Genomic DNA, 23596 nt, shown 5'->3' with positions numbered 1-23596 from the left:
ACTTTACAATCCCCGTAGATTTCAATCCCTGACGGCTGCCACTATCAGCACATAAACTTAGCTAAGCACCGGCGGCAATCCCACCTCTTGCGGCCGCACAAACCTGCCATTAAAACTAATAGCTTTATCCTCAAAAGTTCTCGCTTGCGCCACAGCTTGCCGCAAATGAGCCCGATCCATATCGTCATCAATTCCCGCCACCAAATATACAATTAACTTCGCTGCTAAATCCCTTCCAGAAACTAACACTCGCTTTTTATTCGGATCGTACAAAATCCCGTACCACGCAGATTCAGGATTGTCCATGTGGCTAAATCCTTCATCCACATCGAATCTGCGGAGTTTGTCGAAAATAGATTTCAGCGAAATTTTCTTTCTAAATGCTAGAATTCCCAAAGCATTAGCTAAGGCAATTTGACCGACTGGACGGAACAAAATATTTCCTTCGCCCCCCGGCTTTTCAAAACTAAATCGGCGCAATTCTAAGGTTTCTTCGCTGCTTTCAATTCTTTGATAGCTTGGTAAAGTTGCTAAATTATCGAACAACTTCTTAAACTCTTCAATTCCCTCTTTTAGTTCATCATCTTCGGGACGCATGGGAATTAAACCTTTTTTTTCCGGCTTCCAATGGGGGAATTTGTATTCTAAATACCGTTCCGACATATCTTGCAGCGCTTGCAATGTTGTGAGTACAGTTGATTTGGCGGCGACTGTGGCGCTGTCCCAATTGACGCGGGGATTTCTGTTATCTTGCTCTTTTAATAAAGGATGGGTGACGGCAATTTTGCGGGCGCAAATTGCAAATCCGTTGTCTTCGTTTAATAATGCTAGCTGGCCCTGACTCAGCGTTACCGCCATGAGGTTAACGTGCACAAAGATCGATCGCACGCGCCGTTGTGCTTGCTGTCGGGTTTCCCCAGCCACAGCCGCCGGGATAAACTCAATCCCGATTTTTTCGTAAGCTAATTTGTGTACTTCGTCGGGGTCAATTTGATACTCTTGGGCTAAATCTTCGAGAGTAATTGCAGCGCCGACAGGTTTTTTATTTTTGTTGTATCTTTGCAGGATTCCGGTTTTAATTAAACTCATTAAACCTTGAATTCCCATCAGCCGGTGCTGGCCGTCTAAGGCAAAAACAGAAATATTTTTAGATATATTCAATAGCCCTAAATTCTCGTTTTTATCAAAGGATGTGAATTCAGCGGCCGATTTGGTTGCTACGCCGTTTTTATCCCATTCTTCTGCTAGAGGGTTGTCTACCCAAGGGGGGCTGACGACTACTAAAACTGCGGGGAATTTGTGGGATTTTCGGGCTGCTAAATATTGAGTTAGTGGGGCTTGGCGCGACCAATCCAAGGGGCGCTGGATAATTTCGTCAATGGTTTCGTCGTCGCGGACAATGTTGTTAGTTTTGAGGTCAAATTTTTGTCGGAAAAGCGGCATTTGTGAGGCGAAACGGACGCGGGAATCTAACCATTCTAGGGTGACTGAACCGATGTAGGCTTCGGTGTTTCCCATGTGGGTTTTTTGTACGAAAATGCGATCGTCTTTTCCTAAATAATTATCTAATAACAGTGCGATTTCCTGCCTTTCGCGATGTTCTTTTTCCAAAAATTGGTTAGCGAGGTCAGCCGCTGGGTTGGTATTCATTCGCAGTTTTTATATAATTACGCTATTTTTTCAAAAATATCATGGGTTAAAATTGATGTCAAATCTTGTTTTTTAAAAAGTTTTGTGAAATACTTGACTTATCTTGCTACAGCCCGGACAAATACCACAAGCCAGACCAAAAGTCAATAAATGTTAATTCCCGATGCCCGGTGCCCGATGCCCGATGCCCGATGCCCGATGCCCGATGCCCAATTCCCAATTCTAAAATATGTCCACTCCTTCCTTTGAATACATTTTGCCGGTAATTCGGGGCATTCAAGCGGGCCGCGAATATTACGTGTCGATGTGTCCGGTGCGTTTTTTGCCGAAGTTGTTTCCTTTAGATTCTGAAGAATTGCCGCCGTTTTTGCGGGCGAAACGGGCGCTTAACTGGGCTAGAATTCCCGAAATTGCTGATTATTTGGTCAATAATTCTGGGAATTATACTTGTGGGGCGATCGCCGCTTCGATCGATGCGGATATTACTTTTGAAGCTGTGGGAAATGAGGCGGAGGAACGCAAAATCGGTCGCTTGCGAGTGCCGATGGATGCTAAATTTACTATTAATGACGGACAGCATCGCAGGGCGGCTTTTGAGATGGCTTTGCAGGAAAATCCGCAGTTGGGATACGAGACTGTGGCGCTGATTTTGTTTCTGGATATTGGGTTGGAAAATTCGCAGCAAAAGTTTTCCGATTTGAACAATTTTCAAGTTCCTTTGGAGTCGTCGCTAAGGGTACTTTTTAATCACCGGGGCGATCGCGCTTTGGTTGTAAAATCGGTTGTTAAGCAGGTTGATGTGTTCCGGTGTTTGACGGAGATGGAGAAGGGGAGTTTGAACGGGCGATCGCCCAAATTGTTTGCGCTAAGTGCGATCGATCGTGCTATCATGGCTTTGCTGTCCAACATTCACAGCAGCAAACAAACAAAACCCTCTCATTCTGGCACTACAAAACAGAAAAAAGAGGAAGAACTTGCTCAACAAATACAACAGGCGGTTAATTATTGGAATGCAGTTAGCAGTTTTATGCCCGATTGGCAGTTAGTTCTGCAAAAGCAAGTTGCGGCGGGGGAAATGCGCCGGAATTGCGTGCACTGTCACAGTGTGGTGTTGGAGAGTTTGGGGGAAGTTGGGGCCGCTTTGTTGTCGGTTTTTCCTGAGAGTTGGGAGGAACGTTTGAGCCTTTTGCTGCAGGTTGATTGGTCGATTTCTAATCCTGATTGGGAGGGAGGAATTTTGTTGAAAGGGGGAATTTCTAAGTCGAGGGCTAGTGTTAGTTGGATGACTGATTATTTGAAAAATCGGTTGGGTTTGGAAACCGCAGATGCAGCCAGAAAGTGATATAATTATCTACGGTTTAGGCTGGAAAATTACTTGTGATTCTGCTGACACTGCTTAACTTCTCTAGTTTCTGCGTTATGGTTTTAGTTTGCGGTTCTTAACTTTTTGTTAAAAAGAGTGTAAAATTTTAGCTCTGATTATATTTAATCATAGTGGGAGGAAAAAATGACTGCAGGAGAAGAGTCCGAAAATAAAAATCTAGCGTACTATCGCAGTTGTTTTTCTCAGATTAAAGTAGGCCAAGTAGACAAGTATACAAAAAGAGTCGAGGCTCTATATCAGCCTATACTACTAATGTCTGTAATTGATTTAATTGCACAAGGTTTGATTGAGGAGAACAAGATTACGATTTCTGATGAATTAACTAACACTTTTAACAAATACTTGTCTGTGCTGAGTCCTAATTCTTCCGAGGAGGTGAGTTTTTCTATTGCGTTTTTTCATTTAAACAATAAAAAGCCTCCATTTTGGTACGTTAAATTTAACCAAGGATACGAAGGAAAGCGTGCTCAATCAATCACCACCTTAAAAAGAAATGTTGACAGTGCCAAACTGGACGAGGAACTATTTAATTTATTACAAGATAGTAATGCCAGAAAAGAATTAATAGATGAACTGCTTTCGGTCTGGTTTTCATCTACAAATAAACAAATTGAAGATATTTTAAATATTAACCAGTCTTTTCAAAATTCAACATTGGATGAATTAGATACTATTGAATCTAGTAATACACACAGACAACCCAAGGTGTATTTTAAACAATCTGTGGTTAGAGAGGCTATTTTTCGTAAATCTGTCGTGCATTTGTATAATTACCGATGTGCTTTTTGTCGATTGAAAGTCACACGTTCACTCAGTCAAAGTATTGTAGATGGCGCACACATCAAGCCCTTCTCCGAGTTTTATGATAATAAAGTAGATAATGGACTCTCATTGTGTAAAAATCATCATTGGGCATTCGATCGAGGATGGTTTGCTCTTGACGACCGTTATCAAATTCTAGTTGCTAGTGATTTAGAAGAGGAATCACCACACTCTAGATTAATACAAGAGTTTCACGGAGAACTTATTCTTTTGCCAAGTTCAGAGCAATATTATCCAAGAATAGATGCAATTCAGTGGCATCGTAAAAATGTGTTTACTCTAAAAGCTAAAGGGAGCTCTAAAAAATGAATGATTTACAACAAATGTCACTATTTCCGCCCCGCAATATTGGCGATTTAATTGCAGACATAGAAATCTTAAAAAAGGAAATTCAAGAGCTTTATTGTCAAGATGAACTCCCACTTGTAATCGGTTGGAGTGGTGGCAAAGATAGTTCGGCAGTCTTACAGCTTATCTGGTATGCGATTGCTGAGTTACCAATTGAGAAACGGCATAAAAAAATTCATGTTCTTACGAATGATACATTGGTAGAAAACCCTATAGTATCTGCTGGAGTACATAATTCTCTAAAACGGATGAAAGTGGCAGCCCAAGAACAGGGAATGCCAATAGAAACTCATTTAACTTATCCAGCCGTTCAAGATACCTTTTGGGCGTGCTTAATAGGTAAAGGATACCCAGCACCTAGAAACCGATTTAGATGGTGTACGGAACGATTAAAGATACAACCAACCGGTTCTTTTATTCGTGAAATAATTAGAACTAGCGGCGAGGTGATTCTTGTTCTAGGTACCCGCAAAGCTGAAAGTGTTAAACGCGCCGCAAATATGGCTAAACATAGGGAGTGGCGGGTAAGCGAACGCCTTAATGCTAATCCCACTCGCCCTAACTCTTATATTTACCTTCCCATTGAAGACTGGCGAACAGATGAAGTTTGGCTTTACTTGATGCAGTGGGATAATCCTTGGGGAAATAACAATAAAGATTTGCTAACTATGTATCGAGGTGCAACAGCAGACAATGAATGTCCTTTAGTTGTTGATACTTCTACTCCAAGTTGTGGAAATTCTCGCTTTGGCTGCTGGGTTTGTACGATGGTAAGCCAAGATAAATCAATGGAGGCAATGATTCAAAACGATGAGGAAAAAGAATGGATGCAGCCACTCCTCGATATTCGCAACGAATTAGATATAAAAGACGATCACCCAAAAAGAGACTTCCGACGCATCTACGGTAGAGTAGAACTGTTTGAACGCAACATGGGCGACGACAAAACCTCCGTCGAACCCATCCCCGGCCCGTACACTAAATTCTGGCGGGAACACTGGCTGAGACGAGTCTTGGAAGCACAAACCCACATCCGCAAAACCGCACCCGAAGAAATGCGCGACATCACCTTAATTACCCCGGAAGAACTTAGCGAAATCCGCCGCATTTGGTTGGAACAAAAGCACGAATTTGACGACAGTTTGCCCCGGATTTACGAAGAAGTCACGGGGGAACCCTTTGAAGATTCCCGCCCCGCCGCCGAAAGAAAACTCCTAGGTAGCGACGAATGGACTGCGATTGAAGAAATTTGCAGCGATGACAAAATGCACCTGGAATTGATGGCTAAACTCCTCGACACAGAACGCCAATACTACACAAAACCCCGCCGTACAGGCATTTATGCCGATTTGGACAAGTGTTTTGAAACCAGTTCGCGATCGCAGGATGAAGCTATTGGTAACGCCCACTATCAACGCAACTTAAAAACAGCGGTGGAAGCTGTTAAAGCAAATCCGACTGAGAACATTCAGCAAGTCAAAAGTGCGATCGCCCAAACCAACACTTCTGCCAAAAATGATACGGCAGATATTGCCAAACTCAAACAAGAACTCGAAAGCAACAGCAGTGAAGGCAGGCAATTGTCTTGGGCGGATCTTAAATATTCAACCCCAAATTCAGAAGAGGGAAATAGCAAAGATTAGGTCGAATAATGTCGATCGGGCGATCGGGCTTACCCGCAGTCCGCCGGGGATTTCAATCCCTGTCGGACTCTCCGACTGTCGGACAAATCGATCGCGCTTACAAACACTCATCCATCTCAACAACATCTACAATGCAATTCCTCGAACTCGTCCTCAAAAACTTCGGCCCCTACACAGGCACCCAAACCATCAATCTCCGCCCCGAAAAAGACGGAAATCCTTCCCCAGTCATCCTATTTGGCGGCATGAACGGAGGCGGCAAAACCACCCTTCTAGACGCCATTCGCCTCGCCCTCTACGGCGGCCGCGCCCAATGTTCCACCAGAGGTAACTTAAGCTACAGCGACTTCCTCAATCAATCCATCAACCGCCACACTCCTGCATTAGAAGATACCCGCGTAGAATTAATTTTTGAACAAGTACAAGACGATAAATTAACTCAATTTAAAATCGTTAGATATTGGAAAAAACTAGATATTAAAGATAGCCTCAGTATTCTCATATACAGCGAAGTAGTAAACGATTGGTGGTCGGACAAAGCCATTACCAACACCTGGGACGAGTACATCGAAACTCTTTTACCAGTCGGTATATCCAATCTATTTTTGTTTGACGGCGAACAAGTAAAAGAACTCGCAGAACTCGAAACACCGCCGGAATTTGTGATCGGGGCGATTAAATCTTTGTTAGGCTTAGAATTAGCAGAACGCCTCGCCGTCGATTTAGAAATATTAGCCAGTCGCAAGCGCAAAGAAATTGCTGGCAAAAAAGATTTAGCCGCTTTAGAAAAAATTGAACAAACTTTTCAGACAATTACTGCTGAAATAGACTTAGTTAAAGAAAAACAAGCTAGCTTAAAAAACGAATTAGATAAAGCTGAAACAAACCAGAAACAAGCATCTGAGAAATTTATTTATCAAGGTGGGAAAATTGCAGCCGATCGCAGTAAACTAGACCAACAGCTAAACGACTACACATACCGGGCAGAAACAACCCGCAAAGCCATGATGGAATTGGCATCAAATACGCTACCACTAGCCCTAATTTCGCCCCTGTTAACTGCAGCCAAAACCCAAGCAGAAACCGAAGCCAGCCAACAGCAAGCACAAATTGCCCAAAATGTTATCCAACAAAGAAGCGATCGCCTCCTGAACTACATCGCCGAAATCTCATTAAATCCCCAACAGCTAGATCGAATACAAGACTTCATCCGCCAAGAAAACCGAGAACTCGAACAGCAAGCAGCCCCAGACAGCCCGCCCTGGCTGAACGCCGACAACAACAGCATCCAGCAACTAGAAAACCTGCTAAGCTACCAAATCCAAGCCCAGCAAACCCTAGCCGCCGAAAAAATAGCTGAAATCAAAAACATTGAAACCGAAATCGACTTCACCGACAGACAAATCGCCGCCGCCGCCTCCCCCGAAGCCTACGAGAAACTAGAAGCAGAGGTGAGGAATGCCCAAAAATCAGTTGCAATTGCAGCCGCCGCCTACGAATCAACTAACAACCGCATCGCGGAATTAAACAAAGAATTAGAGAAAACCCAGAAAGAACTAGAAAGCTACAGCAGCGAATACATCACCATCAGAAACAGCCAACACGTCATCGGTTCGATCGCCAAAGCCCAAGCTACCCTCAAACTATTTAAAGAAAAACTCACCCTCAAAAAACTCAACAAACTCGAAATAGAAATTACCGACTGTTTTCGCTACCTCTTGCACAAAACCGACTTGGTGCACAGAGTTGCGATCGACACTGACACATTTAGCCTTTCGATTTACGATCCAGAAGGTAAACCTGTACCGAAACACCGACTTTCTGCCGGTGAAAAACAATTATTGGCGATCGCCTTTTTGTGGGGATTAGCCAGAGTATCCGGGAGACAGTTACCAGTCGCGATCGACACTCCCCTGGGCCGCCTCGACTCATCCCACAGAAACAACCTAGTCGAACGGTATTTTCCCTCAGCCAGCCACCAAGTAATCCTGCTTTCTACGGACACGGAGATTCGCAAAGTAGAATATGATAAGCTGCAAGAATTAGAGGCGATCGCCCGCAGCTACCTCCTCAACTACGACTCGGCTAAACGCCAAACCACCGTCGAACCCGGCTATTTTTGGGACTAAAAAATCGCGCCAAAATTTTCCGCAACCCCCTTGACTTTTGCCTGGGAGTTGCGGTACTATATATATCATAATGGGATGGTTGCGAAAATTTTATTTTTGCAACCATCCCATTATATTAGGATATATCCTATTACAATTAGAATACCAAAAAACGCTGAATATATCAAGTCCGCGCCGTGTAAAAAATTGTTACTTTTAGTTCTTCAACTCTGTCAAAAAAGGTAATTTGAGAGGCTGAGCTTCCTAGATATTAACACTCTTTACAAAATATCAAAACACTCTCAACCTATGGAACCACCAGTCGATCGCATCCTTTTATCTCAAACAGCCAAAGACCAACTGTCAAAACTCAAACGATCGACTAAAATCGATCGCTGGAACGTGCTGTGCAGGTGGGGGTTTTGCCGATCGCTCGCCGAGCCCAGCATACCATCCCCAGTGCCAATTAAGAGCGACAGCAATGTCGAACTAAGCTGGGATGTTTTTGGCGGCGACATGGCGGATGTCCTGATAATTGCCCTCAAGCAGCGGTGTTACCAAGATAATTTGGGCACGGAAAAGGAAACTCTAGCCAAACAATTTCGCCTGCACTTGCATCGAGGTATTGGTTATTTAGCTGGCGATCCGAATCTTAAGAAAATTGAAGATTTGGTGGCGATCGCTCTTTCGCCTGAAAAATTAAGAAGTTAACTCTCGGTTGACTGTTGACTGTTGACTGTTGATTGTTGACTGTTGACTGTTGACTGTTGACTGTTGACTGTTGATTGTTGATTGTTGACTGTTGACTGTTGACTGTTGATTGTTGATTGTTGACTGTTGACTGTTGACTGTTGACTGTTGACTGTTAAGCAGCCCCAAACAAGTAACAAATAACCAATAACCAATAACAAATAACCAATAACCAATAACCAATAACCAATAACCAATAACCAATAACCAATAACTTCTTACTTGAGTAAAAGCGGGAAGAAATGCCCTACTGGCCCTTGTCCTTCCCCAATATCTAAAGCATATTTCAGAGCATTGGTAACATAATTTTTAGCCAATGTTACTGAGGTAAATAAATCTTTACCTAATGCTAAATTAGCGCAGATCGCAGCACTCAAGGTGCAACCAGTCCCGTGGGTATTTCCAGTCTCAACATTCTCAGTTTTCAACACTTCTAACTGCATACCGTCAAACCAAACGTCAATCCCGCGCAAATCTCCAGCCATCCCGCCGCCTTTGACTAAAACAGCTTTTGCGCCCGATCGATAAATCTCTTGCGCCGCCGCTTTCATATCATCTAGAGAAACAATCTGTAAACCGCTCAAAATCTGGGCTTCAAACCGATTCGGAGTCACCAAAGTTGCCAAAGGAATCAAATTATCCCGCAAAAATGCGATCGCCCCATCGTCAATGAGTCGATCGCCCGATCGAGAAACCATCACCGGATCGACAACCAAATTCCCCATCTTCAAACTCTCCACCTGCGAAGCCACCACCGCCATAATCTCCCGATTCAGCAGCATCCCAGTCTTCACAGCATCCACCCCAATATCCCCAACCACCGCCTCAATTTGAGCCGCCACAGCCTCCGCAGCCATCGCGTCCACCCGCATCACTCCCAAGGTATTTTGAGCCGTCACGCAAGTCAGGGCACTCGTACCGTGGACGCAGTGAAACGCAAAAGTCCGCAAATCCGCCTGAATCCCGGCACCGCCGCCGCTGTCTGAACCGGCGATCGTCATTGCAACTGGTATTTTTGATTTCTTGATTGCCGGCATAATTATCTCAAAAATTAACAACCCATAGAAATCTTAAATCAGATTTTATTGTTACGGTTTTATTCAATTACCGCTTCAGTCAATCCCAGAATTTTTTGTGCTTGTTCAGTTATCCCAAATAGGCGATCGCCATGACAAAAAATTTCCCAAGCACGAATTCCCATAAAACCAATACCAGCAACTGCCAACGGCACCGCAGCAGCGCCTAAAACTCCTGCAATGGGAGGAAATATCATGCAAAGCGCTAACAAAATCCCCGTAATTGCACCGCCAGCAATACCAGCTTTAGCAGTATCTGCAGCCACTTGTTCGATTAATTGGGACTGAGTAATTTTGCCTTCAACACACAACAGCGAGTTTTCTAAGATCGAAAATACTAATTCAATTACTGCTGCTGCGATCGCCCCTTTTGCTACTGCCCCAACGATTTCGGCAACCGCCGCCTTAAAAGCAGCAGCCTCTAAAACTTGCTTAGCGGTTGCTAATTCTTCCGCCGTCATGTCTTTACCACCGCGAGCGCGATTCACCCAAAAATATTCAAAAATCCCGTTAGCAGCTTCGTTTCCCCCTCCATTGACGCGGGCTTGAATGTGACTCCAATCTTTATCTAGACAAAAGTCGCGAATTGCTTCCGGGCCTCTGGCGCGAATTTGGGCGGGGATGGATTCAAATACTTTTGCGGTTTCTAGAACATTTCGCATTCCGTCACGCACGCCCGCCCTAGCAAATTTGACTTGCAGATTTTTGGGCAGATTTTCAAAACGGATGTTGTGCGAGACTTTGAAAGCTTCTTGAGCGGCGATCGTCCCAGCACTAACAATTGAACTTGGTGCTGATTGTACCCACGCCGTTACAGCAGTTGCACTTTCTTGAACTTTACCTGATATTTCGTTATCTAAATTTTGGATTTCGGCAACAGTTTGTTGTACTTTGAGCGTTATAAATTCGAGCGGATTCAGGTTAATTTCCATGTTCCAGCTTGCATTGTTAATGATTCAATTATTCTGAATATAACATTCCTCTGGCGTAGTTATTCTTCGCAATCTTCCAGTCCGCGAAGGCGGACTTTGTTTGTGTAGACCCGAATTCCATTCGGCGGCTATCTTGGCATAAGCTATGATTAAACTAAATGTAAAGAATTATTGCAAACAACTATGAAACTCACCCGAATCGACCTCAACTCCTGGATTTTCCACATCGCCGGCCAAACCATCCTCGTCGATCCGTGGCTAATCGATCCCCTGGTATTTTACGGTCAACCCTGGCTGTTCACCGCCTACCACAACACCCCCGTCGCCTTCACGCCCGACACCTTACCGCCGATCGACCTTATCCTCATTTCCCAAGGCTTAGACGACCACTGTCACAGACCAACACTCTCCAAGCTCGATCGCACCATTCCCGCCATCGCCTCCCCCACCGCCGCCAAAGTCCTCAGCAGTTTGGGCTACACCAATATCACATCTTTAGCCAATTGGCAAGAGTTTAAATTTAAAGAATTATTACAAATAATCGCCGTACCCGGAGCCGAAATCCAGCCCGGACAAGAAGAAAACGGCTATTTGTTAAAAGATTTAAACAGCGGCGAGACACTTTATTACGAACCGCACTTACCCCCCTTAGAAAAAGTCAAACAGAAAATAGACACGGTAGACGTAGCCATCGCCCCAGTCATCGGTCAAATCTTCCCATTCCTCGGACAAGTCATCATCGGCCCCAAAGAAGCCCTCAAACTCGCCGAAACTCTCAAACCGAAGTTTTTCTTACCGACAACAGCAGGAGATATCCGAGCCACCGGTATTTTACCAATGTTAGTGCGATCGATCGGCAGCATCCCCGAATTTCGCGATTTACTTGCAAAATCCGAACTCTCCACCCAACTCCTCGAACCAGAACCCGGACAAACCCTAGATATTTTAGATTTTAGATTTTAGATTTTAGATTTTTTTGGATTTTAGATTTTTGATTTATTCCAAATCCACAATCTCAATAGATTGTAGATTTTAGATTTTTTTGATTGGAGATTTTTGATTTATCCCAAATCCCAAATTCCCATCCCAAATCCCAAATCTAAAATCCAAAATCTAAAATTATTTGGGTGGGCGACGGTTACGCAAAAACTCAGGAATATCTAATCCCAAATCTTGCGGTTTAATTTTCGTATCCTGCGTCTGTTGAGCAGGAGTCACCGGCACTGTTGCAGCGCGCCAAGGAGCATTCACATTTTGAGTGCGCCCCGGAACGGGAGGAGGCGGAACTTCTCCCGAAAAACCAGTAGCGATCACGGTAATCTTAATTTCTCCCTGAAGCCGCTCGTCAATCACCGCTCCAAAAATAATATTCGCATTCGGATCGACAACTTCGTAAATCGTCTCAGCCGCTGCATTCACCTCATGCAGAGTCATGTCAGTACCGCCAGTGATGTTAAACACCACACCTCTAGCGCCCTCAATAGACGAAGCTTCCAGCAGCGGCGAAGAAATAGCCTGCATCGCAGCCTCCCTAGCCCGCGACTTGCCCGAACCCACCCCAATGCCCATCAACGCCGAACCCGCATCCGCCATTACAGCCCGCACGTCAGCAAAGTCAACGTTCACCAAACCGGGAATCGTAATAATGTCAGAAATACCCTGAACCCCTTGGCGCAGGATATCGTCAGCAACTCGAAAAGCTTCTTGCACCGGCATTTGTTCCGAAATCACCGATAGCAGCTTGTCGTTAGGAATCACGATCAATGTATCCACCCGGGTTTGCAAAGCTGCAATCCCTTCCTCGGCTTGGCTGGTGCGCCGCCGTCCCTCAAACGTAAAAGGCCGCGTAACTATGCCCACAGTCAACGCGCCCATTTCCTTGGCTACTTCAGCGACAATCGGAGCCGCACCCGTGCCCGTACCGCCGCCCATGCCGGCTGTGATAAACACCAAATCCGCGTGATTCAAAGCATTAGCAACTTCGTCGCGAGATTCTTCTGCTGCTTTTTGTCCGATCGCCGGATTGCCTCCAGCACCCAAGCCGCGCGTCAGCTTCTGTCCGACTTGCAAGCGTTTGGGAGCATTTGACAGCACCAGGGCTTGGGAATCGGTATTCACGCACCAAAACTCGACCCCAGAAATCTCGCTAGCAATCATCCGGTTAACGGCGTTGCCACCACCCCCGCCGACACCAATTACTTTGATTCTCGCGGCACTGCTGGGCATTATGTCTTTGGGATTCACCATAGGATCGATATCAATACTATCTACATTTACATAACCAGACTTGCGTCTAAACGGATTGGCGGAATCGAGGGCCACCGGAAAATTTTTCACTTCTTCCGAAGGGGGACTGTCTTGGTCAGACCCCTGTCTATTATTAAGCTTCATTAGAGTCGGGGATAGTAGATTACAGCTTTTTAACTTAACTAAACGCCAATTCACATCAACTATAGGCTAAAGTTGCCGAAAAACTAACACAGTTCGAGGCTGAATGTTAGCAATCTCGGATTTTACGGAGTGTCGATCGCCCGTACCTCGCCCCTGCCCCATTCCGGCGCTCGTGCCTTCGGCATTTGTAGGGCTTTGCAGACGAACAAAAAATCGATACTAGCCGGAGACGCTTCTTGAGGGAAAAAAAGCAGGATTTTTTTGCCTAAAGGAGCCGTATCAAACAATTGTCCCTATGTCAAGCCCTGCGTATCTATCCAGAGCGGTAAAAATTCTGCCGGATGACAGATAGTTTCTACCTTCTGTTGACAGAAAATCAATTCTGACCGCGAGTTGGTGGGGGACTTGCACTCTCCAAACTAGGGGGGGGTTCTGGCAAGTGGACGATCGGCGCTGCTGGATTTTTTAAGTCAATGTAGGCTATTTTGCTCGAATCTAGCTGTTTTGGCAATTGTCGCATTCGGTCTAAAACTTTCAGTTGAGTGCCTGTCAAGGAGGAACTGTACGGCCCTAAGTGTACGGTACCGATCTCTGTTTTCAAGATCAAGTTGCTGGGGTCTTGCCAATCTATCTCAAAAACTTTCACAGTCAAGCCGCTTAGTCCTTGGTAAAACTTCGGCCAAGAGGCGCGATACTTTTCCAAAGGCCCGATGACTTTTAAAGTTGGCAAAGAATGCTGGGGCCCCCGGACTCGATCGCTGCCCGGTTCGATCGAACTATTGTGCGATCGCGCCGCTGCAGTATAGCTCTCCAACGGCATCCAACCTCCGCGAGCGTCCAGCCATCCCACTTTTTCCTTGTCGCTTTTGGATCTCAACATCGCCGTCGGCTGCGCCACCGCCACCGGCAGCCTTTCTGCCACTTCCACAGTCAAAGAAGGCGGAAACAAGTTACGAGTCACCTTTGCTTTGGCTATAGGGCCTGTTAACTCCATCTTTTCGGCCAGCGCCTGCGGTTGAATCCCCCACAGCGACTGCGGGTAAGAAAGCGGCACCAAAGAGCGCACCGCCTTGTCTGAGAGCCACTGATTGCCCTCCACATTCACTTGTTCCGATCGGGCAATTAACCAAGTTGGCTGCGCCATCCACCACAACAAAAATGAGGCCATTGAGCTCGCAGCCAAGGTTTGCCACACCAAAGCCACCGCTCGATCGCGACGGAGACGCCGCAACTCTTGGCGCCGGCGCCCTAACTCTGTTTGAGAAACCGCTCCAAAATTAGCCATCTACCTCTTGACAATTTAGTAATTAAGGATTAGCACAAATTCAAAACTGTTTAATCTCGCGCACTGCAGACCCTTTCTCCCCTACCATTTAATCAGATCCCCGCAAAATTACCCAGAAGGAGTGCCAATCTCCGTAAAATCACTTATCCAGCTAGGTAATTAAAATTGCTTAATTAAAAATTCCCAATTCCCGCGCCGCCATGTTGATTAGCAGATAGAGGTTGTTTGGGTATTTAGGGCATTACCCCACAGGGCAAAAGGTGACAAATCAAACTAAACTCAAGGCAAGAAAGTTTAGACTTTCGATTAACTTTTATCACTTTTAGTCGGCTTGAATTGTGATCGCACTCGAATTAGACAGATTTTATAAAGCCTGCAACCCGAGCAAGACCCTCGTCGCGGGAGACCCTGGAGACTATCAATACTACATTGATTTTGGTTCCGTGCGCGGTGGCAAAATCATTGAATCTTTACAGCGAACAATTACCCGGATCTCCCCCGACGAGCCAACCTGTCAGCTATTTACAGGACATATTGGCTGCGGCAAATCTACCGAATTGTTTCGACTCAAAGCTGAACTCGAACAAGAGGGTTTTTGCGTTGTCTACTTCGAGTCTTCCCAAGACTTAGACATGGGGGATGTAGATATCAGCGATATTTTGCTGAGCATTGCGCGCCAAGTCAGCGAAACTATGGAAGCGGCCAAAATCAAACTCAGACCGAGCTATTTTTCTAATTTGTTTGCAGAAGTGGCAGAATTTTTGCAGACTCCGATCGATTTGTCAGCAGAAGCCGAGTTATCTGTAGGCATTGCTAGAGTTACTGCTAAAACTAAAGACTCTCCCAAACTGCGATCGCAACTCAGACAATATCTCGAACCCCGCACCAACAGCATCTTGCAGTCGATCAACGAAGAACTCCTGGACAGAGCAAATGCCGAACTCAAACACAAAGGCAAAAAAGGACTCGCAGTCATCGTTGACAACCTCGATCGCCTCGACCCCTCCCTCAAACCCAGCGGACGCAGCCAGCCAGAATACCTCTTTTTAGACCGCGGCGAACAGTTGAAAAAACTCAATTGCCACGTCGTCTATACCATTCCCCTGACTTTGATTTTTTCCAACGACTTCGGCCGCCTCGCCAGTCGATTTGGAGTCAAACCCAAGGTAATGCCGATGGTACCGGTGCTCCGGCGATCGGGCGACGACCACAAGGAAGGAATGGCACTGCTGCGACAGTTAGTCTTAGCTAGAGCTTTCCCCACCGTCGATCCCGCTCAACGCATTGATTTAATTTCCAAAGTCTTTGATTGTCCCGAAACTTTAGACCGGCTCTGCAGGATTAGCGGCGGTCACGTTCGCAATCTACTGATGCTTTTGTATAGCTGTTTGCAGCACGAAGACCCCCCCTTCTCTCGCGAATGTCTCGAAGGCGTCATTCAAGAATATCGCGACGATCTTCTCGGAGCTATTAATGACACAGAATGGGAATTACTGTTTCAAGTTGTCAACCGACAAAGTGTAACCGGCGAAGAAGAATCTCAAATCTTGTTGCGAAGTATGTTTGTCTTTGAATACCGCGATTTAGAAGGTCGGTGGTTTGGCATCAATCCAGCTTTAGCAGAAACCAGAAAATATCAAGAATGGCAGGAGCGCGATCGCCAAAAATAGTTAGGATTTTGGAGATTGCTTCCCAAATCTCCAAGCCCTCCCCTGCCTGGGATCTATCAAGTTGTTAACTGAGCGTTCACCGTTCAAAACTCCCAACTTTTGCAATCGAATAAAGCATCCAGTCAGCGGTTTTTGCCACTGGCTAATTTTTGTTGATTGCTGGGTGCACGTCGCGACTTTGACGATACAAAAAAAATTACCACCACCAAGGACTTTCTCCAATCTCTACTCTCATATCTGCAAGGCCAGACCCCCTATATAGCCTTTCTCAAAAAGGTGAGGTTGAGATTTTAGATACTTCGGCTTCGCTCACTACAAGTTTTAGATTGAGGGATTGAGGGATTGAGGGATTGATACCTCATTGAGAGTGATACCATTTTTATAAAGTTATGATAGACTTCTATGAAAAGTAAAGGAGAACATTAAAATGTCTGGTCGTCATCATATAAAGATTGCCGAATCTGTAGAAGTATTGCTAAAGATTAGGAAACAACAAAAAAGAATTTTAGCCTATAATAAAGTTCAAATGCTTTATTTATTTATTTCAATCAAAACAAGTAGAAACAGTCCGAGAAGTTTCGTAAATTTTGGGTAAAAGTGAAACCATAATTCATCGCTGGCTCTTTCAATATAAAGAGGGGGGGTCTGGAAAACTTGTTAAAAAATCTGCCGATTTTTGGCAGATTCAAGAAGCTTTCAGTTGAAGTAGTGGCTTCAGTACAATAAAAATTGAGACGCTCCGAAGAATTCTCCACTTATTAATAAGTTCATCTCTGGCTCTGGTTAATCAAGGAGATACCTAGTAGTTCTCGATCTGTATACTCCTCGATCGAGATGGAGTTAAAAAGTAAATTTAAAATCCCCAATTTTCGCAGCCTTTAATCAAAAATAACCGCAGCCCATGAATATAAAAACAACTGTATTATCAATTCAAAGCACTGCTGGCAAAAGCTTCTGACCAAGTAAAATAATACAAAACATTTCTATTTGGACGTAGTGATTAAACTAGATTAGGACTACATACAAGTCAGAAAAAAAGGCTAATATTATGGGTGTAAAACCCTAGGAAGCATTAATAAAAATTTAATTTTTTTTTGCTTGACGGAGCCTTGTCCCATCTACTGAAAGAGTTTTTTTTAGGAGTTCTCCCATTTAGATAAAGTTTGTTTTTAAGCATATTTGGAACAATTATTGCTTCAATATCCAGATTGCATATCATTCAAGTCGATAATGTTCCCGGTCATCTTTTAAGCAGATTTGAATTGCCAGACAATATTATTTTACTATTTCAGCCTCCTCATTGCCCTGAAGTAAATCCAACAGAAAGAGTGTGGGAATACATCAAAGAATTTTAAGCGAAAGTTAGTCTTTAGTAATCTTGACGAACTCCGCGCAAAAGTTCAGGAAATTTTATCATCTTTAACAAATAATGTCATTGGTTTTCTCACAGGATGGTCTTGGATATTACATTCTTTATCTCTAGCAAATCTTTAGAAAAATGGTATGAGAAGTGCTATATAGCAGTTCTCACTCCCATAGCCCTATGCCCATAGCCCTATGCCGGATAGTACCTCATACCAGAACACAGAAAGGCTATATCTATTTTTACCTGTTGCTCTTAGTTCCAACTAATCCCATTGCGGATTACAATTTTTATAGCTTTTATTTCTGAATTCGTGCTACACATGGAGTAAGGTTGTTTGCTAATAGCTAGTTGCCGGTCTTGCTCATAAACTGAGGGTGGATATTTACGGTAGATAGTAGTTTATCTGTAACCGAGAAAAATCAAATTAAGCTAACTTGAATTTTTACTGTCAAGTTTCGCATTCTCGGAGATACAGAGGTATGATGTGTTTAGATTCAACATAAAGAATGTGTAAATTTTCATAAAAGCAGTACGACAAACTACGTATTACTACATATATAAGGCGCCAGACAGGAACGAGCATCTCTAAGTAGATACGGTTTCAGTCACGATCGGCGATCGTTAGGTAATTGATTTCTTCAACAGGGGTGCACGCATGACCGATCTGCTTAAACTACAACAAACTGCCAGCTACAACGAGCGATCGCTCAAAACTCTGGTAAGATCCATCGCCATGTCTCAGCAGCAATTTTCGCTAATTTTGGTGCGCTGCAACTACGAACAGTTGCGGCAGCGCTGGGCGCAGCGGCTGCGAGAAATGTGCCCAGTTCCAATTCAAGATATTGTCCTGCCAGCATCCGTCAAAACCCTCTACACTAATCTGGTGGCTAACACGTTACCAAGCGGGTCTTCGGCTGTTGGTTCCGCCTCGGCCTTGATGGTATTCGGTTTAGAAACAGTCGTGGCGATCGACGAACTGATGGCCTCTACCAATCAAGTGCGAGACGAATTTCGCAAAAACTTTACCTGTCCGGTGATCCTGTGGGTAACAGATGACATTGTTACCAAAATGATTCGTCTCGCCCCGGATTTCAAAAGTTGGGCCGCCGCCACAATTAAATTTGAACTGGCCGTTGATGAATTAATTCATTTCCTGACTGCGCGAGCCGATACGATATTTAAAGTAGGCGAACTCGATCGAGAATTGGGCAGCACCGCCAGCACCCTCGCTACTTTTGCCAGCGACGAAACCGACTGGGAACAAGGCGCACGGGTGGAGGGCAAAATCAGCCCCGGAGAACGCTTTTTCAGCTTTACCTCTCAGCCCCAAAACACGCGAAAATCAGAGGTTCACTCCTATTCGCCCTTGAGTCCCGGCAATACCCTCGATTTGGCGATCGGCTCTTTGTCGCGCCGAGAACTAGAATTAGCTTTAAGAGACTTACAAAATCGCGGTCAAGAATTAGAACCACCCCTCAAAGCCAGCCTGCAATTCGTTCTCGGTCGAGATTACTATGTCAGCGACCAAACCGAAACAGCGTTGATTCACTACCAAGAAAGCTTAATATTTTGGCAGCAGCAAACCGGCAACTGGGAACTCGCTAACTGGGAACATTCCGAAAACCGACAAACCCTCCCCTCATCCTTATTGAATCCTGTCCCCAACATCTTATTTTTAGAGAGAGAAGGGATAGTGCTGTTTCACATAGCTTTGTGTCACCGCCTGCAAGCAGCCAGAAATCCGGTAGCCAACCGCCACCACTGGGAACAAGCTTGGATTAGCCTAGAACAATCTAGAAACGCTTTTTCTCTGGCTTCGCGCCCCGAATTAGTCGCTGAGGTGACAGCACACCTCGGACAAGTGCTGCAGCGCTTGAAAGCTTGGGGAGAGTTGCAAGCATTAGCTGAAAATTCTTTGCAGTTGCACTTCACCTACGGTACTCCCAGCCAACTAGCTCAAGATTACGGCTTTTTGGCAGAAGTTGCGCTGCAACAGTCGAGGTGGAGTCAAGCCCGCCAGCTAGCCGAATTGGCTTTGGCGATTTTGGATCAAACCCCTAACGATTTGAGATTGTTGATAGAAGATTTGAGATTGGGGTTTGAGGGAAATTACCCAGAATTTGTAGGTACTAGCGAGTCTAGTAACGAGCCCAAATCTAAAATCCAACATCCCAAATCCGATCGCAGTTCGTATCTTTTACTGTTGGCCCAAAGTTTGCGGCAGCTAGGCCAGTGGGAAGCGGCGGTGCATTCTTTGGAGTTGGCTCAAACTCAAAGCGAGCCGAAGTACGACCCCCGCCTTTATATTGATATTTTGACCGAACTGCAAGCGGTTTATTTCGAGCAGGGAGAGTATCTCAAAGCTTTTCGGATTAAGAAAAACCAGCGATCGATCGAATATCAATACGGATTTAGAGCTTTTATCGGAGCCAGCCAATTGCAACAGCAGCGACAAGCCGTCAATCCTTCGAGCCCCTCAGCTCAAAATCAAGCGGCGATTGCAGCTTCCATGACAGCTTACTCCCGCCAAAAAGATATCAATAACTTGCTAGAAAGAATTAGCAGGGACGACCATAAATTAACTATTATTCACGGGCCCAGCGGCGTCGGAAAAAGTTCTCTAGTCAACGCCGGCTTAGTACCGGCTTTGAAAAATATTACTCCGGGCGCGCGCGATACCTTGCCCGTAGTAGTCAAAGTTTACAGCGACTGGCTGATGGAATTAGAAAAGGCTTTGAACTGCGCTCTGTACGACAAACAAGCCGAAGAAGAAAGGAAATTAATCGCCAAAGGGGTACAGGAAATCGACAAAAAAAGTTGCTCGGTTGTCCCAGAGCGTCCATCGGAAAACTCATCTTTCATTATAGAGCAGTTGCGCGAAAATGCGGAAAATAATTTGTTGACCGTGCTGATTTTCGATCAATTTGAAGAATTTTTCTTTGTTTCGACTTCCGTGGCACAAAGGCAACTTTTTTATAACTTTTTGCGATTGTTTTTAAATCTGCCTTATGTCAAGATAATTTTGTGTCTGCGCGAAGATTATTTACATTATTTGCTGGATTGCGATCGCTTCCCAGACCTCGACGCTATTAACAATAATATCCTCGACAAAGGTATTCGCTACCAACTGCGAAGTTTTTCGATGAAAGACGCGCGAGCCGTGATCGGACACTTAACAGAACGGGCAGAATATTATTTAGAGCCGTCACTGATCGATGCCTTTGTTAAAGATTTAGCAGACGAACTGCAAGAAGTACGACCGATCGAATTGCAGGTAGTAGGAGCGCAACTGCAAGAAGAAGGGATTACGAGTTTAGCACAATACCAGCAATTGGGCGACAATCCCAAGGCAGAATTAGTCAAGCGATCGCTCGAAGGAGTCATCTCAGACTGCGGCCTGGTGAACGAAGATGCAGCTTGGAAAATCTTGTTTTCCCTGACAGATGAAAGAGGCGTGCGTTTGATTAAAACCAAACACGAACTATCGTTAGTAACAGGCCAGCAGCCCGCAGCAGACGAAGAAAATGAATTGTTGGCCGGCAGTACGAGCCGAATTCCCTTACAACTAAAATTCGCCGAAAAACCCAAAAGCGCACAAAATAAAACCGACAATCTCGAATTAATTTTAGACATTTTAGTCGGTCACGGTTTACTATTTCTGCTGCGGGAAGCGCCAGAAGACCGCTATCAATTGGTACACGACTATTTAGTGCGGCCGATCCGCCAAAGATTCGGCTTAGAAGCCAGACTGTACAAAGCAGAAGCCGACAAAAAGATGAGTCAAGCACAGCTCTACAGAGCTAATACTTTTCTGAAACAACTGCTGGGAGTAGCAGCGATCGGCGTACTGCTGCTGACGAGTTCCACCATCGCCGCTGTAAACTTTTGGTGGCGCGCCGTCGGTCAAAAACAAGTAGCTGTCGCTCAAACTCAGCGAGCCGAAATCAGTACCCTGACAGCAGCTTCTGAAGCCCTTTATTTCTCAAACAACAAATTTGACGCGATGATGGAAAGTTTGAGAGCGGGTAAAAAGTGGAGACAGATCGAACACTCCCAAGAAATACACGCGCTCAAGGACACCGAAATTCTGATTGCTGCTGCCCTCCAGCAGGCCGTTTACGGTGTCAAAGAACTGAACCGCTTGGAGGGACACGGCGATGTAGTTTGGGGTCTGAGTTTCAGCCCAGACGGTCAAACAATAGCTTCGGCGAGCGTAGATAAAACTGTCAAACTTTGGAAAAATGACGGCACTTTGCTGGCAACTTTCAAGGGTCACACTAACAGCGTCGCCAGTGTCGCTTTCAGTCCAGACAGTAAAACGATCGCCTCGGCAAGTTTAGATAAAACTGTCAAACTTTGGAAAACTGACGGCACTTTGCTGGCAACTTTTATAGGTCACACTGATAGCGTTACTAGCGCTGCTTTTAGCCCCGACGGCGAAACGATCGCCAGTGCATCGAGAGACAAAACAGTTAAACTGTGGAAAACTGACGGTACGCTGCTGCGGACGATCGAACAAATAGCTCCGGTAAATTGGCTCAGCTTCAGTCGCGACGGGAAAATAGTCGCTGTGGCGAGCGATGACGGTACTGTCAAACTGTGGAGTTCTGACGGCAGGTTAATCGCGACTCTGTGGCACAGCGAAAACAGAAAACCCTCAAAAGTTTACACCGTCAGTTTCTCCCCGGACGGCAAATTGTTGGCCAGTGGCGGTGAAGACACAACGGTAAAAATCTGGAACATCGCTGGGGCGGGCACGGGGACACCGCCCCTACTCCCAGGAACCAAAAAAAAATCAACACAGGCTAGTGGCGAACTGCTAGCAACTTTGCGGGGACACAGCAAGTGGGTATTTGGGGTTAGTTTTTCCCCCGACGGACAAACACTGGCTTCTGGAAGTGCAGACGCAACTGTCAAACTTTGGAATCTGGCTAATGTGGGTGACAAACGTCTCGCGGATGCTAGCAATATTAAACCGGAAAGCCGCTTGCTGAGAACTTTTGAGGGACACGCCGATCGAGTTACTCAGGTGAGTTTTAGCCCGGACGGCAAAACTTTGGCTTCGGCAAGTTTTGACAAAACAGTCAGGCTGTGGCGGATCGATGACGTGCCGCTAAAAACCCTCGACGGACACCAAAACCGGGTGCAAAGCGTTATTTTCAGCCCGGACGGTCAAAGGCTGGCTTCGGCTTCTACGGACAAAACTATCAAAATTTGGAGCCGCACGGGGGTTTTGCTGGAAACCTTGGAGGGACACACTCAGAAAATCTCCAGCGTCAGTTTCAGTCCCGACGGACAGCTACTAGCTTCTGGGAGTTACGACAAAACGGTGAAAGTCTGGAGTCTCAAAGGTGATGGCGTCAGTAATAGTATTGTCCCTTGTCCTTCTGCTCCGCTGTTCCCCTGTTCGCCTTCTGTGCTGTTCACTCTTGACGGGCACAGCGACAGCGTGATGAGCGTGAGTTTTAGCCCCGACAGCGAGATTGTTGCTTCGGCGAGCAAGGACAAGACTGTGAAACTCTGGACGAGAAACGGCCGGTTGATTAAGACTTTGACTGGACACAAAGGCTGGGTGACTGGGGTGGCTTTCAGTCCCGACGGAGAGATGCTGGCTTCGGCGAGCGATGACGGTACTGTCAAACTCTGGAATCGGGACGGTCGTTTGCTGAGGACTTTTGAGGGGGCTCACAACAGTTTTGTGTTGGGGGTTGCTTTTAGCCCTGATGGCAAAATGCTGGCTTCGGCTGGTTATGACAATTCGGTGAAGCTGTGGAAGGTGGACGGGACTTTGGTGGCGACGCTGCTGAAGGGTTCTAGCGATAGTGTGACTAGCGTGAGTTTTAGCCCGGACGGTTTGTTGGTTGCTTCGGGCAGTTACGATCGCAAGGTGAAGTTGTGGAGCCGCAGCGGGACTTTGCTGAAAACTTTGACCGGTCACAGGGATAGTGTGATGAGCGTGAGTTTTAGCCCGGATGGGAAGGTTTTGGCTTCTGCGGGGCGGGACAACCGGGTGATTTTGTGGAATTTGGATCTTGATGATTTGCTGGTGAGGGGCTGCGATTGGGTTGGGGATTATCTGAGAACTAATCCTAATGTGAGCTCGCGCGATCGGCGTCTCTGTGAGGGGGTAGCGCCTACGCCTAAACCTCAGTTTTAGCCCTTTGATTGTGG

Annotated in this window: 15 protein-coding genes; 8 read left to right on the top strand and 7 right to left on the bottom strand. The window is 45.6% G+C overall.

Annotation, left to right across the window (positions count from 1 at the left end):
• Nucleotides 1–57: 57 nt before the first annotated feature.
• Nucleotides 58–1650: a DGQHR domain-containing protein gene (locus AACV78_RS16425; RefSeq protein WP_194008800.1), complete on the bottom strand. Its 1593-nt coding sequence runs from the start codon at nucleotides 1648–1650 to the stop codon at nucleotides 58–60.
• 229 nt (nucleotides 1651–1879) lie between these two features.
• Between AACV78_RS16425 and dndB the strand changes: the two genes are divergently transcribed.
• The 5 genes from dndB (at nucleotide 1880) to dndE (ending at nucleotide 8666) form a co-directional block, all read left to right on the top strand.
• Nucleotides 1880–2992 carry a DNA sulfur modification protein DndB gene (gene dndB / locus AACV78_RS16420; protein WP_194008799.1) on the top strand — a complete coding sequence of 371 codons (1113 nt, stop codon included), beginning with the start codon at nucleotides 1880–1882 and terminating at the stop codon, nucleotides 2990–2992.
• A 165-nt stretch (nucleotides 2993–3157) separates the two neighbouring features.
• On the top strand, nucleotides 3158–4165 hold the full coding sequence (locus AACV78_RS16415) for an HNH endonuclease (RefSeq protein ID WP_194008798.1): 1008 nt from the start codon (nucleotides 3158–3160) through the stop codon (nucleotides 4163–4165).
• A complete protein-coding gene (gene dndC / locus AACV78_RS16410) occupies nucleotides 4162–5847 on the top strand; it encodes a DNA phosphorothioation system sulfurtransferase DndC (protein WP_194008797.1) in 1686 nt (561 codons plus the stop codon). Before AACV78_RS16415 ends, dndC begins: the two co-directional genes overlap by 4 nt.
• A 131-nt stretch (nucleotides 5848–5978) precedes the next feature.
• A complete protein-coding gene (dndD, locus tag AACV78_RS16405) occupies nucleotides 5979–7976 on the top strand; it encodes a DNA sulfur modification protein DndD (RefSeq protein ID WP_194008820.1) in 1998 nt (665 codons plus the stop codon).
• A gap of 288 nt (nucleotides 7977–8264) precedes the next feature.
• Nucleotides 8265–8666 carry a DNA sulfur modification protein DndE gene (dndE, locus tag AACV78_RS16400; protein ID WP_194008796.1) on the top strand — a complete coding sequence of 134 codons (402 nt, stop codon included), beginning with the start codon at nucleotides 8265–8267 and terminating at the stop codon, nucleotides 8664–8666.
• Here the strand turns inward: dndE and AACV78_RS16395 are convergent.
• From AACV78_RS16395 to AACV78_RS16385, 3 genes are read right to left on the bottom strand one after another with little or no spacing between them, the layout of a single operon-like run.
• Nucleotides 8663–8917 carry a hypothetical protein gene (locus AACV78_RS16395; protein ID WP_370528822.1) on the bottom strand — a complete coding sequence of 85 codons (255 nt, stop codon included), beginning with the start codon at nucleotides 8915–8917 and terminating at the stop codon, nucleotides 8663–8665. The genes dndE and AACV78_RS16395 overlap by 4 nt on opposite strands.
• 6 nt (nucleotides 8918–8923) lie before the next feature.
• A complete protein-coding gene (gene thiD, locus AACV78_RS16390; protein ID WP_194008795.1) occupies nucleotides 8924–9742 on the bottom strand; it encodes a bifunctional hydroxymethylpyrimidine kinase/phosphomethylpyrimidine kinase in 819 nt (272 codons plus the stop codon).
• 59 nt (nucleotides 9743–9801) lie between these two features.
• Nucleotides 9802–10713 (bottom strand): hypothetical protein, encoded by a 912-nt coding sequence (locus tag AACV78_RS16385; RefSeq protein WP_194008794.1) that lies wholly within the window; start codon nucleotides 10711–10713, stop codon nucleotides 9802–9804.
• Between the two features lie 183 nt (nucleotides 10714–10896).
• Between AACV78_RS16385 and AACV78_RS16380 the strand changes: the two genes are divergently transcribed.
• Nucleotides 10897–11676 (top strand): MBL fold metallo-hydrolase, encoded by a 780-nt coding sequence (locus AACV78_RS16380; RefSeq protein ID WP_194008793.1) that lies wholly within the window; start codon nucleotides 10897–10899, stop codon nucleotides 11674–11676.
• A 156-nt stretch (nucleotides 11677–11832) separates the two neighbouring features.
• On the opposite strand, the gene ftsZ is transcribed toward AACV78_RS16380, so the two are convergent.
• From ftsZ to AACV78_RS16365, 3 genes are all read right to left on the bottom strand, one after another.
• Nucleotides 11833–13104, bottom strand: a complete 1272-nt coding sequence (gene ftsZ, locus AACV78_RS16375) for a cell division protein FtsZ (protein ID WP_194008792.1) — start codon at nucleotides 13102–13104, stop codon at nucleotides 11833–11835.
• Between the two features lie 122 nt (nucleotides 13105–13226).
• Complete coding sequence (locus AACV78_RS16370) at nucleotides 13227–13391, bottom strand: hypothetical protein (protein ID WP_194008791.1); 165 nt, start codon at nucleotides 13389–13391, stop codon at nucleotides 13227–13229.
• An 89-nt stretch (nucleotides 13392–13480) separates the two neighbouring features.
• On the bottom strand, nucleotides 13481–14389 hold the full coding sequence (locus AACV78_RS16365; protein WP_194008790.1) for a cell division protein FtsQ/DivIB: 909 nt from the start codon (nucleotides 14387–14389) through the stop codon (nucleotides 13481–13483).
• Nucleotides 14390–14727: 338 nt separating this feature from the next.
• Between AACV78_RS16365 and AACV78_RS16360 the strand changes: the two genes are divergently transcribed.
• Nucleotides 14728–16059, top strand: a complete 1332-nt coding sequence (locus AACV78_RS16360; protein ID WP_194008789.1) for a P-loop NTPase fold protein — start codon at nucleotides 14728–14730, stop codon at nucleotides 16057–16059.
• Between the two features lie 2021 nt (nucleotides 16060–18080).
• Nucleotides 18081–23582: a WD40 domain-containing protein gene (locus AACV78_RS16355; RefSeq protein WP_194008788.1), complete on the top strand. Its 5502-nt coding sequence runs from the start codon at nucleotides 18081–18083 to the stop codon at nucleotides 23580–23582.
• The last annotated feature ends 14 nt before the right edge of the window (nucleotides 23583–23596 follow it).

Source organism: Tychonema sp. LEGE 07196, assembly GCF_963890365.1.
Classification (GTDB): Bacteria; Cyanobacteriota; Cyanobacteriia; order Cyanobacteriales; family Microcoleaceae; genus Microcoleus.
Note: the sequence above shows the minus strand (reverse complement) of the source record. Positions and strands in the feature narration are given on the sequence as shown.

Bases quoted from the DNA above. Each gene is read 5' to 3' on its own strand.
- AACV78_RS16425 (WP_194008800.1), bottom strand. From the start codon at position 1,650: ATGAATACCAACCCAGCGGCTGACCTCGCTAACCAATTTTTGGAAAAA.
- dndB (WP_194008799.1), top strand. From the start codon at position 1,880: ATGTCCACTCCTTCCTTTGAATACATTTTGCCGGTAATTCGGGGCATT.
- AACV78_RS16415 (WP_194008798.1), top strand. From the start codon at position 3,158: ATGACTGCAGGAGAAGAGTCCGAAAATAAAAATCTAGCGTACTATCGC.
- dndC (WP_194008797.1), top strand. From the start codon at position 4,162: ATGAATGATTTACAACAAATGTCACTATTTCCGCCCCGCAATATTGGC.
- dndD (WP_194008820.1), top strand. From the start codon at position 5,979: ATGCAATTCCTCGAACTCGTCCTCAAAAACTTCGGCCCCTACACAGGC.
- dndE (WP_194008796.1), top strand. From the start codon at position 8,265: ATGGAACCACCAGTCGATCGCATCCTTTTATCTCAAACAGCCAAAGAC.
- thiD (WP_194008795.1), bottom strand. From the start codon at position 9,742: ATGCCGGCAATCAAGAAATCAAAAATACCAGTTGCAATGACGATCGCC.
- AACV78_RS16385 (WP_194008794.1), bottom strand. From the start codon at position 10,713: ATGGAAATTAACCTGAATCCGCTCGAATTTATAACGCTCAAAGTACAA.
- AACV78_RS16380 (WP_194008793.1), top strand. From the start codon at position 10,897: ATGAAACTCACCCGAATCGACCTCAACTCCTGGATTTTCCACATCGCC.
- ftsZ (WP_194008792.1), bottom strand. From the start codon at position 13,104: ATGAAGCTTAATAATAGACAGGGGTCTGACCAAGACAGTCCCCCTTCG.
- AACV78_RS16365 (WP_194008790.1), bottom strand. From the start codon at position 14,389: ATGGCTAATTTTGGAGCGGTTTCTCAAACAGAGTTAGGGCGCCGGCGC.
- AACV78_RS16355 (WP_194008788.1), top strand. From the start codon at position 18,081: ATGACCGATCTGCTTAAACTACAACAAACTGCCAGCTACAACGAGCGA.